Source organism: Bacillus pumilus, from assembly GCF_003431975.1.
GTDB lineage: Bacteria > Bacillota > Bacilli > Bacillales > Bacillaceae > Bacillus > Bacillus pumilus_N.
This window is the reverse complement of the sequence record NZ_CP027116.1, coordinates 1314653-1329511: the sequence shown is the minus strand read 5'-3', so window position 1 is coordinate 1329511 and position 14859 is coordinate 1314653. Positions and strand designations below refer to the sequence as shown.

Genomic DNA, 14859 nt, shown 5'->3' with positions numbered 1-14859 from the left:
CATCGTCTACTTTACAATGTTTCGTCTAAAAGCAAAGAAATAAGGGGGTATCTCCCCCTTATTTGTAATATACGTGTTATGAAAATGAAATGATATTTCTTTCAAAAAACCTACTGTTCTAGGCGCTTCTCTTGTTTCCCCTCGTTTTCTTGGCCGCCTTTTCTTGATGGACTTGATAAAAACCACCCAAATGCTGCAATTGCGAGAAGCACTGTCCAGAAAATCACTTTCCATAATGTTGAGTGAATAAAATGAGACGAAACGACGCCAATGGCTGGGTGTGACAATGTATAAAGCGTGAGCTTCACTCCAACCCATCCGACAATGACAAAAGCTGCTGTTTCTAGGCTTGGTCTTGTTTTGAGAAGTTTCACAAAGACAGTTGCTGCAAATCGCATGATGATAAGACCGATGATCCCGCCTAATAGAATGACAATAAATTGACCGCCATCGAGTCCACCGATTTGTGGAAGACTTGTTTTCGGCAGGGTCACAGCTAAAGCGACCGCCGCTAAAATCGAATCTACTGCAAAAGCAATGTCGGCAAGCTCGACTTTGACAACTGTTGCCCAGAAGCCGCTTTGCTTCATGTTCGTTTCTGACTCCTTCTTCTTAAATACGTGCGATTTTAAAATGTGGTGAATGGAAATATAAAGAAGATAAATTGCACCAATGGCTTGAACTTGCCACACATCCACTAAAAATGAAATAAGAAACAGTGAACCAAAACGCATGACAAACGCACCCGCAAGTCCGTAAAACAATGCCTTTTTTCTTTGTTTTTCAGGAAGGTGTTTGACCATCACGGCCATGACCAGCGCATTATCAGCTGCTAAAATCCCTTCTAATCCAATCAGTACGAGAAGAACCCACCCGTACTCTAAAATAATTGCTGCATCCATCATCATTCCTCCTTGTTTTTATCTATTGTCCCACAACAGACAAAGGCTTATGAATACAAAAAAGACCTTTGCCTGTGATGGCAAAGGTCTTGCTAGACATGTGATATGTACAATCATGCCAACAAAGCCGATGGAACGTAAGTCCATGTAATGACGACTTTGTTTCCGGTAAAACCGGACGCTACTCCCCTTTGGTGGGATTTAAGAATATTTAGATTACTTCTATCATAATCAATAGACACTGGATTGTCAACAGGCGACTTTCACCTCAGGTTCAGTAATTAGGCAGTGGGTGTTTCTGTTTTTCTCTTTCTGCGTTTCAGCCATACATAAAGAACAAAGAGCAGCACAATACCGATACCGATCGGTAAAAGATACGGATCTAACATAGCGCCAACCTCTTTCCAGTTCTCCCCGAGCACGAACCCAAGATACACATACACAAATGTAATGGGCGTAATCGCTAAAAACGTATATAGGCAAAAAATCCACACATTCATCTTGGCAATACCACATGGGATGGAAATAAGCGTCCTCACCCCTGGAATAAACCGGCCGCTAAATGCAACAAAACCACCATGCTTTTCAAAGAAAGCATCCGATTTATCAAGTGACTCTGGCTTGACAAAAAAGTACTTACCATATTTATTTAAAAAGGGTCTGCCGCCGTAACGTCCTAACCAGTACAAGGTCAAAGGGCCAACCACGCCGCCAATGGAGCCGGCTGCCACAACACCGATAAAGGCCATGTCCCCTTCTGAGACCCAGTAACCCGCAAGAGGCAAAACCACTTCAGCAGGAACAAATTCAATACATAATGCGAGGAAGATGCCAAAGTACGACAGGTTCTTAAAGGCATCCGCTAAAGAAATAATCAAATCTTCGATGTTTACCAATCCCTTTCACACAAAATCGTTTACTGATTTTATCTCTTTTACAATCACACCATATATTAAACGGATAAAACAGAAGAAACGATTCACTTTTCGTCGATTTTTTACATTAAATTTGATTTTACTATAAAAGATCGGTGAAAAAAATGATGATTGTGGTATTTAAGTGAAGGAAAAGTGAACACAGAAGCCAATTAAGCCGATATATAAGTATATGTCTGTTTTAGGATACAGGAGGTTTTCTCACATGACCCATTTAACAGGAAGCTACAACGGGTGGCTTGTCTTTCTGTCAGTCGCTGTCGCCGCTGTCGCCTCCTACTCAGCTCTTCAATTAGCCAGCCGGGTGATACAATCAAGCGGTGCAAAGAAAAAAGTATGGCTGATCATTGGTGCAATGATCATGGGGATGGGCATATGGTCGATGCATTTCATCGGCATGATGGCATTTCATATGAGAACTGGCATCACGTATGAAACTCCCTTACTCATTTCATCGATTTTGGCGTCTTTTGTTGGTTCGTTGATCGCATTTTCAATATGCATTCAAGAACAGCTCTCTAAAAGACGTCTGCTCATTAGTTCAATTACCATGGGTTCAGCTATTTGCAGCATGCATTATCTTGGAATGGAATCAATGGCCAATGTCTCAATCAGCTATGATCCAGTCCTCTTTTTCCTTTCGTTTTTCATTGCTACGCTGGCGTCTTTCTTCTCGCTGCATCTCTTTTTTAGGCTCCATCGTTCCGAGAAGAAACAGGAGGAGCATCTGTTAAAAATAGCTGGTGCAATCGTGATGGGCGGGGCTATTTCTGGCATGCATTATACCGGTATGGCTGCTTCTACGATGTTTTTTCATTCAGATGGGCAGTCCGCTGAAGGCGGGTCTCTTGAAATGTCGCCATTCAGTGTGTCGATTTTTATCGGCTTAATGACACTGATTGTCCAAACACTGATGATTTTTGGTGCCTATATTGATCACCGAATCATGAAACAGTCAGATCAGCTAAAGGAAAATGAACAACGGTTCCAATCGCTCATCAAACATAATATCGATGGCATTATCGTGCTCTCTGTCGATCGAAAGGTACTTTCTGCGAACGACTCAGGTAAACAAATTTTAAAAATGTGTAATTCTTGGATTGGTGATGATGTCAGCCAATACGTAATGCCGACTGACATGTGGGAAGAATTTATTTCCCATTCAAAAAAAGCCGTCACACGTGAAGCCGATCTGAAAGCAGCAGACCGCTTTTATTATTATCATGTGACTTACATACCTGTTCATGTCAACAATACACTTGACAGTATTTATCTTGTTTTAAAAGATTTAACGCAGCAGCGGATTGCAGAAAAAGAAATTCATGTCATGGCACATTATGATGCGTTAACCGAGCTTCCTAATCGGCGCCACGCCATCAATCATTTAAATGATGTTCTCTCGGCTCAAGAAGAGACAGGCACATCAACAGCTGTTCTGTTTCTTGATTTGAATCGGTTTAAAATTATTAATGATGCACTTGGTCATAACATTGGAGACTTACTTCTTAAAGCAGCTGCAAACAGACTGACGCAATGCTTACCGGACAACGGCTTTATTGCCAGACTCGGCGGGGATGAATTTTTAATGATCTTCCCTGACATGGGGCATGACACAAAAAAAATTGAACAGCTTTCTCAAAATGTCATTCGTCAATTTGAACGGCCTTTTTTCATCCAGAATCATCAGCTCATTACATCGATCAGCATTGGAATCGCCATCTCACCTCAAAATGGAAAAGATGGGATGGAATTGATGAGGAAAGCCGATATGGCGATGTATTTGTCGAAAAAACATAAGCAAAGCCGTTATGAGTTTTTTACCGAATCAATGGAAAGGTCGAGTGAAGACAGGTTAAACCGAGAGCTTGAGTTACGGGATGCTATTCAGAGAGAACAGTTTGTGCTTCATTACCAGCCTCAAGTCAGTGCAAAAACAAGACAGATGACTGGCGTTGAAGCTCTTTTAAGAATGAAAGCACCAGATGGGTCGTTAAAATCACCTGAAGCTTTTATTGAGCTGGCAGAGGAATCGGGCCTGATCATTGATATTGGCAGATGGGTCATTGATACCGCATGCAAACAGGCTAAAATGTGGTATGACAAAGGGCTGAACATTCCTGTAGCCGTCAATTTATCTGCAAAACAATTCAATTCTGAAGACTTAATTGATTTAATTAAGCTGACACTGAAAAAATATAACCTGAAACCATCACTGCTCGAGCTTGAAGTGACAGAAAGTATGACAATGGACAATATCAAGCAATCAAAACAAGTACTGACATCCCTGAAACACCTTGGCGTTCGCATTAGTATTGATGATTTTGGCACAGGTCATAGCTCATTAAGCTATTTAAAGGATTTGCCCATTCACCGACTAAAAATCGACAAATCCTTTATTGAAGATATTTTAAATGATTCAAAATCTGAACAAATTACTGGTGCCATTATCGCGATGGGGCATCAATTATCTCTCGAAGTCATAGCAGAAGGTGTTGAAACATTTGCACAGGCGCAACTTTTATCTGCGCAAGGATGCGACGACCTGCAAGGCTTTTATTATGCAAAGCCTCTTCCAGCAAACTATATCGAAAAATTCATCGCCTACCCTGCACATCAGCTGGACACATAAAAAAGGTGCCAATCATGGCACCTTTCAGCGTGTAGACAAACCCTCGCATTCGTTGTCAGGTCTGCGTTCCGGTGCTCACGAATGTCAAATTCGCTCCGCTCCGGTACTCGTCCTTCCTAGACTTCAAAGGTTTTCTATCACGCTGAAAAGAGACAAAGGACTAAAATATAAAACATTTTAGCCCTTTGTCAACAATTGAAAAGGTGCCAATCATGGCACCTTTTTGTTCTATCTAAATAATAAATGTTGACTGTGAATGCCTGCTTTTTTCAATAGACTAATCAATTGCTCTTGTTCTTCACGCGAGAGGCCAGAGAATGCGCGCGCAATTCGGAGAGAATGGATCGGGTAAATCTTATCAAGATAACTGCGCCCTTTATCCGTTAAATGGGCATAAACCGACCGTTTATCCTTTGGGTCCTGCTCTCTTTCAATAAACCCATTTCGTTCTAACTTGTCAATGACGTACGTCACATTCCCGCTGACAAGCAAGAGTCTTGAACCGATCTGTTGAAGCTTTTGAGCACCTCTTGTGTACAGCAATTCAAGAACGGCAAATTCAGTTGGATTAAATCCATGCTCTTTGCTGTCTCTAATGCTGTGTTCTGAAACGCTTTTAAATGCTCTTGCAAATACCTTGTAAAGCGTCATTGAACGTTCTACTTCTTCTTCATTAAACGATAGTCTCATCACATATCTACCTCTTATAATATTTTTTTAACTTCAAGGCTTTCTTGCGGTGCAGTTGGAGCCTTTCGTAAAAAATAGAAGTACGTTTTTGAAAACCCTTTCAACCACATAAGTGACTCCATTCGTGTTATGTATAAGATTTCGATATAAACTTTTAAAATCCTTCTTATTTTTCACAATCATCTCGAAAAAAAGCTTTTTCAGCAAACCATCAAGATGCGACACACTTTAACATAATCTGTAAAGACTCTATGTTTTCTTGTATTGCATTCGTCAAATTTCTACAAAATTCAATATTGCTATAATATTAAACACGCAAAAAAAAGAACCCTTTATGTGACATACGCACATATCAAGGGATTTTACAAATCACGCTCTGTTTTGTTGAAAAAGAAATGATACTCTTTTTTTAAGTCGCTAATTGTCATGTTCTTCGCTGCATCAGGGCTGTAAACCCCTATTGAACAAAGCTGCTTCGTATAATAATGTCTTTCCTTCGCTAAAGCTTCTGTTAAGATACGCTGCACCGATTTCCCCCTCCTATCAAGTGGTCCACATGAGGTTCTCATGAAGACCTTTTATACAAATCATTTTGTACGGCCCTTAGAAGAGCATGTGCATTCTGACCAGCAGCCTGCATGAATTGCTCTAATAATTCATCCCTCTTCATATCTAATGCGATGATTTCTTTTGCCATACGGATGATTTGTGTTCGCTCCATTATTTGCTCCTCCTCTTATGTCAATTCACCATGATTATATGTACTCGTCACATTGTTTGCACATCATGTGTTATCTTTCCTTCCATGGTTTTTTCATTTCCATCATTTTTTTGTTATATTTTCTAACAAACGTTAGGTTTTTTTCCTTCTCATTCTATATAATATGAAGAAAAGACTTGCAGGGGTGAGTGTATGACGCAGGAAGATGTATCCTATAAAGATAAAAAAGTCATTTCGATCGGGATTGTCAGTGAATTAACAGGGCTGTCCGTCAGGCAAATCCGATATTATGAAGAACGTAAGCTCATTTACCCCCAGCGCTCAACAAGAGGCACACGGAAATATTCTTTTTCTGATGTAGAACGTTTAATGGACATTGCCAATAAACGAGAAGATGGTGTGCAAACTGCCGAAATTTTAAAAGACATGAAGAAAAAAGAACAGGCATTAAAAAGCGGACAATTTAAGAAAAAAATGTTGGAAGGCCAGATTAACGCACACTTTAGGTATAAAAATCGATAAGCAAATAAAATTGCTTGCTCTTCGAATCGATTGTTGCCTATAGCTTAATGAAAAAGAGACAGTGATGGCTGCCTCTTTTTCAAATCTGTTAATTGCATTCATCCATTCGTTCAGGAATTGAAACAGTTCGTTCATTGACCACATTTCCCGTATTGAGAGTCGTTTTCGGTTCAATTAATAACAAATGAACTTCTTCTTTTGCAATTGGCTGATGTTCAATTCCTTTAGGAATCACAAGAAACTCCCCTTCATTAAGAAAAATTTCTCTATCCCTAAAACGGATGACTAGATTTCCTTTCCATACAAAGAACATTTCATCCTCGTCGTCATGGTGATGCCAAATGAATTCACCTTTAATTTTTACCATTTTAATATATGAGTCGTTCAATTCCCCGCTTATTCTAGGATTCCAGTGATCATTTATTTGCAAAAATTTCTCTTGGACATTAACCTTTGAAATCAATAGATCCCCTCCTCATTTACTTGAAAACGTCTGCTTTATCTTCCTAGCTAAAATTCCCTATCTCCATTTACCTCCTCATGATCAGATACCAAGGGACACGTCAGCATCAACCTCTTATAGCATTAAGTTTACTTATTCCATTGGATCACGTAAAATGAAAAAATAGTGTATAGATCATCACAATTTATGATGCAAAAGGAGTCCTATCTTGGATATTAAATCTTTGGAAGTATTTAAAGCCGTTGCCATTGAACAAAGTATCACTAAAGCTGCTCAGAAATTAAATTATGTGCAGTCCAATGTGACTGCCCGAATCCAACGCCTTGAACAAGAATTAGGTGTTCCTCTTCTCTACCGATATCATAAGAAGATATCTTTAACACCTGCTGGACGTGAACTGTTGCCATATGCAAACAAATTACTCTACGATTTTGATGAAGCGATAGAGGCAGTAAAGCTTTCCTCTACTCCGCGGGGAACTTTACACATTGGATCTATAGAATCAACCGCTTCTACAAGATTGCCAATTATTTTCGCAGAATATCATAAGAAATTTCCACAAGTAGAATTGAGCATGTATATGGCACCTACAGTAGATCAGGTTAGTGCTATTCTCAACTACAAAGTAGACGGTGCATTGGTAGATGGGCCTATCCTTCATCCGGACATTATGGAGTATCCTGTCTTTGAAGAATCTTTGGTCCTAATTACAAGCTATTCCTCGGAGCAATTCCAGGTAGAATCTATTTTACATAAACCATTGCTTTCGTCATTTGCGCATTGCATCTATTTAGGACGTTGGCAGCAATGGCTAGAGAGCAAGGGCTATCCTGCTATGAAGGTAATGGAGTATGGTACTTTAGAGGGTGTGCTTAAATGTGTAGAAAACGGCCTAGGGGTTACCGTATTACCAAAATCTATGGTTGAATCTCGGGTGCAAGGCAAGTTCACCTGTCATCCATTACCGGAACCGCATAGAATAGTGCCCACTGTGTTTATAAGGCGCCGCGATTCGTACATGACCAGTGCCCTCACGCAATTTATGGAATCAATGGGTATCACAACGATATGATCAGTGAAAGTTCATTATGTTAGTAATTAAGGTTATTTGTGATAAAAAAGAGGATAGATAGAGCGATTTCTTTCAGCCCTTCTATCCTTTTACATAAAATCATTTCAGCTTATACTTTGTCTTTTCATTTTTCATTGAGAAGAAGCGTCAGTTCCTTCAACGACCCCTACAAAGTCAACCCGTACACCGCCTTTTTCAGGATCTTCTACTACACGCAGGGCGAGTGCCTTTTTTTCCCCTGTTTTTTCATCTTCGTAATTCGCATGAAAGACGTGAATGCTGGCTTCTTCCAATTGAAAATCTTCATAAGAAAGCGTTTCTATGCCCCATTCTTTTTTTAACTTTAGAATGTCACTCGGGCTTGGGACAGCCCCTTCGACATAGATGCTATCCATTTTTTGTTTATTCTCTTCGGTTATTGCTTCTAGCATATGCTCTGCTGCCACAAGTCTTCTGTCTTTTCCCTCATCTTCCCTTGAACATGCACTTAGCAAAACAATGCACATCAAAATGAATAAAAACTTCTTCATTTTTCTCTCCCACCTTCTCCTTAAAATGTAAAGGATGGAAGCGCTATATGCAATCTTTATTCAAAAAAGACTGTAAAACGTTACATTTTACAGTCTTTTTGCTACATCAGTGTATGAAGGAATGCTGTCGCAATTCCAAAATAGATGAGTAAGGATAGAATATCATTCAATGTTGTAATCAGCGGGCCAGATGCAATGGCTGGGTCTACGTTTAATCTGTGTAAAATAATCGGCACGACCGTACCGGCCATTGTCCCAATAATTAGTGTTGCAAGAAGTGAGGAACCGACAACAAACCCTAAAATCATATTGCCCTGCCACACCATTGCGACGACTGTAATAATAATGGAACAGACGATCCCAATATAAATACTTGTTCTCAGCTCTCTAAAAATGAGGCGCACAATGGTTTTTTTCGTTAATTCTTCTTTTGAAAGCCCTCTAATGACGACAGCAAGAGACTGTGTCCCTGTATTCCCTGTCATCCCGGCAATCATCGGCATGAAGAACGCTAAAGCAACAACTTGCTGAAGGGTATCTTCAAAATAATTTAAAATACTGCCTGAAATCAGCCCAATGAATAAGAGCAGAATGAGCCATGGGAGACGGCGGTATGCCGCCACAAATGCCGGTGTGTCGAACGTAATATCTTTACCAGAGGCAGCAAACTTTTCATAATCTTCGCCTGCCTCTTGAATGACAACATCAATGATATCATCGACTGTAACGATTCCGACTAAGACATTGTTCTCTTCTACAACAGGAATGGCTAGAAAATCATACCGTTCGATTAGCTTTGCGATTTCCTCCTGATCCTGAAAGGCTCCAACAGCAATGACTCTTGTAAACATGAGATCCTGCACCTTTTCATTCGGTTCACCTAAAATAAGGTCCCGATATGAGAGCACTCCTACAAGCTGTTTTTGATCATTAATTACATATAAATAGTTAATTGATTCGGCAATTTCAGCGAAGCTTTTCAGCTTCACAACGGCATCCTGCACTGTATAATGCTGAGGAATCCACACATACCGGTTGGTCATGATCCGCCCTGCTGTCTCAGCAGGGTAATTCATGAGAAGCTGGACGGCCTTTGATTCCTCTGCTTCCATGTTAGATAAAAGCTGATCCTTTAGGTCATCCTCCATCTCATCAAACAAGTTGGCTAAGTCATCGTTATCCATTTTGTTTGTGACGAAGGTGGCTTTGTCTTTCCCTACTTTTTCAAGAACAATTTCTTGATATTCCCGCTCCAGTTCACCCATCATTTCCGTCACGTCATCGACAGTTAAAAAGCTAAGAAAGCGGCCACGGTGTTTTTCTGGAAGCTCCTTAAATAAGTAGGCCATATCATAAGGCTGAAGTTCTTCCATGATGTTTTTAAATTCTTTTCGTTTTCCATCTCTTAGTAAAATAATGATGCGTAAAATGAGTTCATCGTACGTAATGTTCTGTATCATCGCTGTTACCTCCCCAAAGTCAGGAGATACCCGAATCCCTTAGAATGTGCGGGGGTCAGGATCTCCTCTATCTGATGTCTCAATCTGTTCTTTTGAATTATTCTCTATGTGTCTCGAATCGGGATGATCCATCCCCACACCTCCTTTACTCATAAAAAAACACCTTCAACCGAATGAAGGCGCTTTGTAAGCATGACAAATAAACACTTGCTCCTTCAATCGTAGAGCTTTAGCACTGTATGGCATAGGATAAATCCAGCTGCATTAAAAATCACCTTATGTCGATGATTTCTGTTGACCCATTGGCGTCTTTGGACATTTTTGGGCAGCAGCGTATCTCCATACAGGAGCCTCACCTAACGAAGTCTCATATTGTTGACACACTGAGATTACAGAAAAAGCGCAATGATGTCAATAAGCAAGATGCCAAGTTTCCTTATGTATTCGCTTACTTTTCAAAAAAAGAGCGATAGATAAGTGAACCATCGCCCTTTTATGTCTTTTATTCCTCTTCTGGCTGATTCAAATCCTCTTGGGAGAGGAGATGAAAGGCATCATGCAAAAACAAAGCATATCCTTCTCCATCAGGATGCGGAACATATTCCGCATAGTCCATTGTCTGCTCTTCTTCTTTTTTCTTCATATTCTCTCGCCTCCTTTCCCGTAGTTTGTCCCAATGAAAAAACCTTACACATGAAAGTGTAAGGTTTAGGAGGTTTGATGCGGCTTAATCATCCCATTCTTGTTTTAGGATTTTACCTGTTTTAGCGGAAATCTCAAAATCAACTTCCTCGCCGTTTGGTGTGGTGATTTCAACCTCATACAAGTACACACCATTTTCTTTATCTAAATCAGAATCTGTGACTGTTCCTTTTACTTTTGCAAGGGCAATTTGTTCAGCCTGCTTTTTGGTGATTTTCACATTCTGTTTCTTTTCTTTGACTGGGTCATTCAGTGCTTTTCCTGTTTTGGCATCGACATATACTTTATATTCGAAGCCGCCTTTTTTAATCTCGACTTCATACACCCATTTTCCTTTTTTACGCTCAAGGTCCACATCATCCACATACCCTTTCACCACTTTTAGGGCTGCTTTTTCAGCTTGTTTCTTTGAGACAAATGTAGATTTCTTTTGCACCACTTGCTCGGCGTGTGCTGTTTGATTTGTATTTTGCGCCTGAAGTGTGAAACCACCTGCGACAAGAGTTCCTGTTAATGCTGTAGCGACTAGTACTTTTTTCATCATGTTCATGTCCTCCTCTGTTTGATTTCTCCTTTATCTTAAATAAACTAGATGATAAAGAAAGGAAAGAAACATGAGGAAATCATGAGAAACCGATTAGTTTTCGTACGTAATGCCTTCAATGTCTCCTGTATATGCGTTCACGAGCACCTCTGCTTCTCGTCCATCAGGCAAATCCAGCTCCACCTCAAATACGAGCATACCGCTAAAGGTTTCCAGATCGGCATCATCCACTGTTCCTCCGACTTCTTTGACGGCAATCCGAATGGCCTCCTCGACCGTGATTTTCGTGAGCTTCTTTTCTTTAGAAGTTGGTTTTTTCTTTTCTGCTTCTAGTACTTTAAATGTTTTTTTGTCGACATCAACTTGATATAATTCTTTTTTGGATTGGATCGTAAAGATAAAACGATCGGACGTTTCTTTCTTTTGAATAACAGTACCGCTCACTTTTTTAACAGCCGCTTCTTCTGCCTGAAGCTCAGCATTTTTTTCATTTGGCTTTTGATAGCTTTTTATTTGTCTAATTTCTTTCATTTGACCGCTTGCAGAAGATGCAATGATTTGATAGATGCCATTTGCATTTTCCAAGGTCAATGTATAGTCCTGTTTATGATTGATTAAGTCAATCTGTGTAATATTTCCATTGTAGTCTTTTGCGATCATTTTTTTGATTTCTGCTTCACTTAATATTTTTTGATCAATGGTTTGGATGATGAGCATGGCAAAGGCCGCGAGAACGACTAGACATCCTGCGAGCGCAAGCACCATTTTCAATTTTCTAGACATGCAGCGCCTCCTTCCTATTTCCTATTTTATAAGGAGGAAATGAGAAATTGATGAGAAAAGACCCGTTTATTTTGGAAAAAGAATGGTCATGGTTGTCCCTTCGCCGATTTGGCTGTCGACCTTCAGCTGGGCCCCGTGCTCTTCCGCAATTTGCTTTGCAATTGACAGACCAAGACCTGTTCCACCTGTCTCACTGTTTCTTGCTTCATCCACACGGAAAAAGCGGTCAAAGATTTTCGGCAGATCCTCTTCTTTTATGCCAATCCCATGATCAGCGACTGAAATAAACGGCATCTCCCCTGTCCATCCGCAGGAAACATCAACTGGATCTGTACTATATTTGACCGCATTATCAATCAGAATGGTCAAAAGCTGTTTGATTTTCTCTTCGTCTCCTTCAGTGATAAGCGGCTGATCTGTTTGCACATGAGATTGAATGGTTCGATTGGTGGCCACTTCAAGCGTATAGCATATCTGCTTGCACAAATGACCAAGATCGACTGGCTTCATATCCACATAAAGCGGCTGCCCATTTTTCGCCAGTGTCAGCAATTGATCTGTCAGCCTTTTCATCTTTTTCGCTTCATCATGAATTGCTTGGGAGGATTCTTCTATCACCTCTGGCCTTTTTTGTCCCCAGCGCTTTAATAAATTACTATAACTCATGATGACGGTAATTGGTGTCTTCAATTCATGTGACGCATCATGCAAAAATTGCTGTTCTTTTTCATAATGCTTCTCGAGAATTTCCGACATTTCATTAAAGGTTTGACCCATTTGATACAGTTCATCCTTTGAATCGCCTGTTAATTCGATTCGTTTAAACGCCTTCTCTTTCATACTTGCCTTCATAGTGCTCGTCATCCGGCTAATTGGCCGGACGATTTGTTTTGTTAAAATGTGGCCTGCGAAATAAGAAAGCACGATAATTAAAACGCCCGCAGCGATTAAAATCATTTTTAATAACGCTAAATTCTCTTCCGTATTTTCAATTTCTTCATATACTTGGAGCGATACAATCTCGCCATTTGTCCAAATAACTGGAATCGCAGCGAATGCAATCAAATGCTTATTGTATTCTTTAATTTCTGCTGTCTGACCAGATTCATATGTAAAGGGCAGTGAACTAAACGTTGATTCCTTTGTGACAGTCAGCTTTGATTCACCCGTTTCTGTCACAACACGAATCATGCCATTTTGGGGCAAATAGGCTTTGAGCAGCTCAGAGGATGGAAGACCCTCTTCTTCTGATTTTTTTAAAGCAATGGCAATATTTTCAGCCACCTCAGACAGCCGGGACATATCTTTTTGCGTCAAAGTGATCGAAAAAATAAAATAAATGGCTGTATGAAATAAGAGCACCATTAAAAACAAAGACAACGACGTATACAGCTGGATCTTATTTTTTAATCTCATGCTTTATCCTTTCATCACATAACCCACACCTCTCACTGTGTGAATCAGTTGCTTTTCAAATGGGTAATCGACTTTTTTCCTTAAATAACGGATATAGACATCCACCACGTTCGTATCTCCGAAATAATCAAAACCCCAAACGGCTGTTAAAAGCTGATCTCTTGTGAGCACTTGCTGCTGATGCTTGAGCAAATGAACAAGTAGGTCATATTCTCTCGGCGTGAGTTCAAGCATTTGACCAGCTCTTCGGATATCTCTTGTTTTCTCGTTGACAGTCAAATCCGCTATGCTTAGCTCGGTCTCCTTCTCTTCTTGTTCGTTTATATTCAGCCTGAGCTGCGCACGAATTCGCGCTAATAATTCTTCTATGTCAAAAGGCTTTGTAATATAATCATTCGCTCCAAGATCAAGCCCGCTCACCTTATCAGGTACGCTTCCTCTTGCTGTAATCAATATAATCGGTGTCGCTGTATTTGTCTTCCGAACCCTTCTTAGCACTTCAAGACCGCTTAATTCTGGAAGCATGACATCAAGCAGCACCAGATCGAAGCTTTCATCTTCAAGAGCCTGGAGTCCATCCATTCCCGTCTCTTTCACTGTCACCTCATATCCTTCATATTCAAGTTCGAGTGACAGCACTCTCGCAATTTTCTTTTCATCTTCGACTACGAGTATCTTCCCTTTGTTCATCTCTATCTCTCCTATCTAAAAGGCAAGCTTGTCTGTCCATTATTATATGTCGCCTTTCGCATTTGCAACAGTCACAATCTTCATGTCTATTCTTTCATGAAAGAAAAAATTTATTTAATGAAGATATTTTTTAACACAGTAATCGTACATCATCAATTAAAAGGAAAATAAAACTGCTAACCACTCAAAAAAAGACCTCATCATGAGGCCTGTTGATTACTTCTTTATAGGTCTACTGACAAAAAGCTGATCTACTGAAGTTCCCAAAACAAAAGCTATGTCAAAAGCTAATTGCAAAGTGGGGTCATATTTATCATTTTCGATCGCATTAATGGTTTGTCTCGACACCTTACAAAGTTTAGCTAATTCTTCTTGAGACAATTTATTAGATTTTCTTAGTTCTCTAATATGATTCTGCATTTAATCACCATATTTTTTTCTGTAAATGAGGAATGTAACTACATATATTATTGAGACTACAGTCAAGAACATGATAGGTGAAATCCCAATGCCCTGATTTGAGTTCCCTTGAATCGTTAGAAAAATTGTTTGTGCGACTTCTAATAAAAGCATTCCGAAAACCACAATAAACGCATAAGATTGAGCTTTCGAGTAAATAAATCTCTTTCGTTCATCGCCATTTTGAATCAACGAAGCGATGAAAATGAACAATCCGACCAATAATAATATAACTGAATAGACAACCTTTACGTAATCCAATCTTTAGTCCCCTTCCATATAAAATGTCAAATACTTTTTATATTCCTTGTTCTTTATAAATTTATCATTGAAAAGCAATA

At 39.8% G+C, this 14859-nt stretch carries 18 protein-coding genes and 2 riboswitches; of the genes, 3 read left to right on the top strand and 15 right to left on the bottom strand.

Going from position 1 to position 14859, the window contains the following annotated elements; genetic code table 11:
* Positions 1–110: 110 nt before the first annotated feature.
* Positions 111–902, bottom strand: coding sequence for a TerC family protein (locus C5695_RS06750; RefSeq protein WP_117730070.1), 792 nt, complete (start codon positions 900–902; stop codon positions 111–113).
* Positions 903–933: 31 nt separating this feature from the next.
* Positions 934–1104: riboswitch (yybP-ykoY riboswitch) on the bottom strand.
* A gap of 79 nt (positions 1105–1183) precedes the next feature.
* A complete protein-coding gene (locus C5695_RS06745; protein ID WP_117730069.1) occupies positions 1184–1798 on the bottom strand; it encodes a DedA family protein in 615 nt (204 codons plus the stop codon).
* 244 nt (positions 1799–2042) lie between these two features.
* On the opposite strand from C5695_RS06745, the gene C5695_RS06740 reads away from it, so the two are divergent.
* Positions 2043–4466 (top strand): bifunctional diguanylate cyclase/phosphodiesterase, encoded by a 2424-nt coding sequence (locus C5695_RS06740; RefSeq protein WP_117730068.1) that lies wholly within the window; start codon positions 2043–2045, stop codon positions 4464–4466.
* A gap of 228 nt (positions 4467–4694) precedes the next feature.
* Here the strand turns inward: C5695_RS06740 and C5695_RS06735 are convergent, their stop codons facing one another.
* From C5695_RS06735 to C5695_RS20430, 3 genes are all read right to left on the bottom strand, one after another.
* Positions 4695–5159, bottom strand: a complete 465-nt coding sequence (locus tag C5695_RS06735) for a MarR family winged helix-turn-helix transcriptional regulator (protein ID WP_088004396.1) — start codon at positions 5157–5159, stop codon at positions 4695–4697.
* A gap of 359 nt (positions 5160–5518) precedes the next feature.
* Positions 5519–5683 carry a stress protein gene (locus C5695_RS06730; protein WP_117730067.1) on the bottom strand — a complete coding sequence of 55 codons (165 nt, stop codon included), beginning with the start codon at positions 5681–5683 and terminating at the stop codon, positions 5519–5521.
* Positions 5684–5721: 38 nt separating this feature from the next.
* Positions 5722–5877 carry a hypothetical protein gene (locus C5695_RS20430; protein ID WP_187441369.1) on the bottom strand — a complete coding sequence of 52 codons (156 nt, stop codon included), beginning with the start codon at positions 5875–5877 and terminating at the stop codon, positions 5722–5724.
* 192 nt (positions 5878–6069) lie between these two features.
* Here C5695_RS20430 and C5695_RS06725 point away from each other — a divergent pair, with 192 nt between their 5' ends.
* Positions 6070–6399 carry a MerR family transcriptional regulator gene (locus C5695_RS06725; protein ID WP_008361347.1) on the top strand — a complete coding sequence of 110 codons (330 nt, stop codon included), beginning with the start codon at positions 6070–6072 and terminating at the stop codon, positions 6397–6399.
* An 88-nt stretch (positions 6400–6487) separates the two neighbouring features.
* On the opposite strand, the gene C5695_RS06720 is transcribed toward C5695_RS06725, so the two are convergent.
* Positions 6488–6862: a cupin domain-containing protein gene (locus tag C5695_RS06720; protein WP_117730066.1), complete on the bottom strand. Its 375-nt coding sequence runs from the start codon at positions 6860–6862 to the stop codon at positions 6488–6490.
* A gap of 208 nt (positions 6863–7070) precedes the next feature.
* Between C5695_RS06720 and C5695_RS06715 the strand changes: the two genes are divergently transcribed.
* A complete protein-coding gene (locus tag C5695_RS06715) occupies positions 7071–7934 on the top strand; it encodes a LysR family transcriptional regulator (RefSeq protein WP_117730065.1) in 864 nt (287 codons plus the stop codon).
* A 131-nt stretch (positions 7935–8065) separates the two neighbouring features.
* Here C5695_RS06715 and C5695_RS06710 read toward each other — a convergent pair whose 3' ends face one another.
* The 9 genes from C5695_RS06710 to C5695_RS20865 form a co-directional block, all read right to left on the bottom strand.
* Positions 8066–8464 (bottom strand): metal ABC transporter substrate-binding protein, encoded by a 399-nt coding sequence (locus tag C5695_RS06710; protein ID WP_117730064.1) that lies wholly within the window; start codon positions 8462–8464, stop codon positions 8066–8068.
* Between the two features lie 101 nt (positions 8465–8565).
* Positions 8566–9924, bottom strand: a complete 1359-nt coding sequence (mgtE, locus tag C5695_RS06705) for a magnesium transporter (RefSeq protein ID WP_117730063.1) — start codon at positions 9922–9924, stop codon at positions 8566–8568.
* Positions 9925–10131: 207 nt separating this feature from the next.
* A riboswitch (M-box (ykoK) riboswitch) is annotated at positions 10132–10295 on the bottom strand.
* Between the two features lie 131 nt (positions 10296–10426).
* Complete coding sequence (locus C5695_RS20425; RefSeq protein ID WP_187441368.1) at positions 10427–10567, bottom strand: hypothetical protein; 141 nt, start codon at positions 10565–10567, stop codon at positions 10427–10429.
* An 84-nt stretch (positions 10568–10651) separates the two neighbouring features.
* A complete protein-coding gene (locus C5695_RS06695; RefSeq protein WP_117730061.1) occupies positions 10652–11170 on the bottom strand; it encodes a PepSY domain-containing protein in 519 nt (172 codons plus the stop codon).
* Between the two features lie 93 nt (positions 11171–11263).
* Entirely contained in the window at positions 11264–11953 is a 690-nt protein-coding gene (locus C5695_RS06690) for a PepSY domain-containing protein (RefSeq protein ID WP_117730060.1), read from the bottom strand.
* A gap of 66 nt (positions 11954–12019) precedes the next feature.
* The gene (locus C5695_RS06685; protein ID WP_117730059.1) at positions 12020–13369 is read right to left on the bottom strand and encodes a sensor histidine kinase; all 1350 of its coding nucleotides are present in this window, start codon (positions 13367–13369) and stop codon (positions 12020–12022) included.
* Between the two features lie 3 nt (positions 13370–13372).
* The gene (locus tag C5695_RS06680) at positions 13373–14059 is read right to left on the bottom strand and encodes a response regulator transcription factor (RefSeq protein ID WP_117730058.1); all 687 of its coding nucleotides are present in this window, start codon (positions 14057–14059) and stop codon (positions 13373–13375) included.
* A 216-nt stretch (positions 14060–14275) separates the two neighbouring features.
* Positions 14276–14479 (bottom strand): helix-turn-helix transcriptional regulator, encoded by a 204-nt coding sequence (locus C5695_RS06675; RefSeq protein ID WP_039178022.1) that lies wholly within the window; start codon positions 14477–14479, stop codon positions 14276–14278.
* Positions 14480–14779 (bottom strand): hypothetical protein, encoded by a 300-nt coding sequence (locus C5695_RS20865; RefSeq protein WP_117730057.1) that lies wholly within the window; start codon positions 14777–14779, stop codon positions 14480–14482. It lies immediately after the preceding gene.
* Between the last annotated feature and the right edge of the window lie 80 nt (positions 14780–14859).

What these genes read in the sequence shown, in the direction of transcription:
- C5695_RS06740 (WP_117730068.1), top strand. Translation starts at nt 2,043, where the DNA reads ATGACCCATTTAACAGGAAGCTACAACGGGTGGCTTGTCTTTCTGTCA.
- C5695_RS06750 (WP_117730070.1), bottom strand. Translation starts at nt 902, where the DNA reads ATGGATGCAGCAATTATTTTAGAGTACGGGTGGGTTCTTCTCGTACTG.
- C5695_RS06690 (WP_117730060.1), bottom strand. Translation starts at nt 11,953, where the DNA reads ATGTCTAGAAAATTGAAAATGGTGCTTGCGCTCGCAGGATGTCTAGTC.
- mgtE (WP_117730063.1), bottom strand. Translation starts at nt 9,924, where the DNA reads ATGATACAGAACATTACGTACGATGAACTCATTTTACGCATCATTATT.
- C5695_RS06695 (WP_117730061.1), bottom strand. Translation starts at nt 11,170, where the DNA reads ATGATGAAAAAAGTACTAGTCGCTACAGCATTAACAGGAACTCTTGTC.
- C5695_RS06725 (WP_008361347.1), top strand. Translation starts at nt 6,070, where the DNA reads ATGACGCAGGAAGATGTATCCTATAAAGATAAAAAAGTCATTTCGATC.
- C5695_RS20425 (WP_187441368.1), bottom strand. Translation starts at nt 10,567, where the DNA reads ATGAAGAAAAAAGAAGAAGAGCAGACAATGGACTATGCGGAATATGTT.
- C5695_RS20430 (WP_187441369.1), bottom strand. Translation starts at nt 5,877, where the DNA reads ATGGAGCGAACACAAATCATCCGTATGGCAAAAGAAATCATCGCATTA.
- C5695_RS06675 (WP_039178022.1), bottom strand. Translation starts at nt 14,479, where the DNA reads ATGCAGAATCATATTAGAGAACTAAGAAAATCTAATAAATTGTCTCAA.
- C5695_RS06710 (WP_117730064.1), bottom strand. Translation starts at nt 8,464, where the DNA reads ATGAAGAAGTTTTTATTCATTTTGATGTGCATTGTTTTGCTAAGTGCA.
- C5695_RS06685 (WP_117730059.1), bottom strand. Translation starts at nt 13,369, where the DNA reads ATGAGATTAAAAAATAAGATCCAGCTGTATACGTCGTTGTCTTTGTTT.
- C5695_RS06680 (WP_117730058.1), bottom strand. Translation starts at nt 14,059, where the DNA reads ATGAACAAAGGGAAGATACTCGTAGTCGAAGATGAAAAGAAAATTGCG.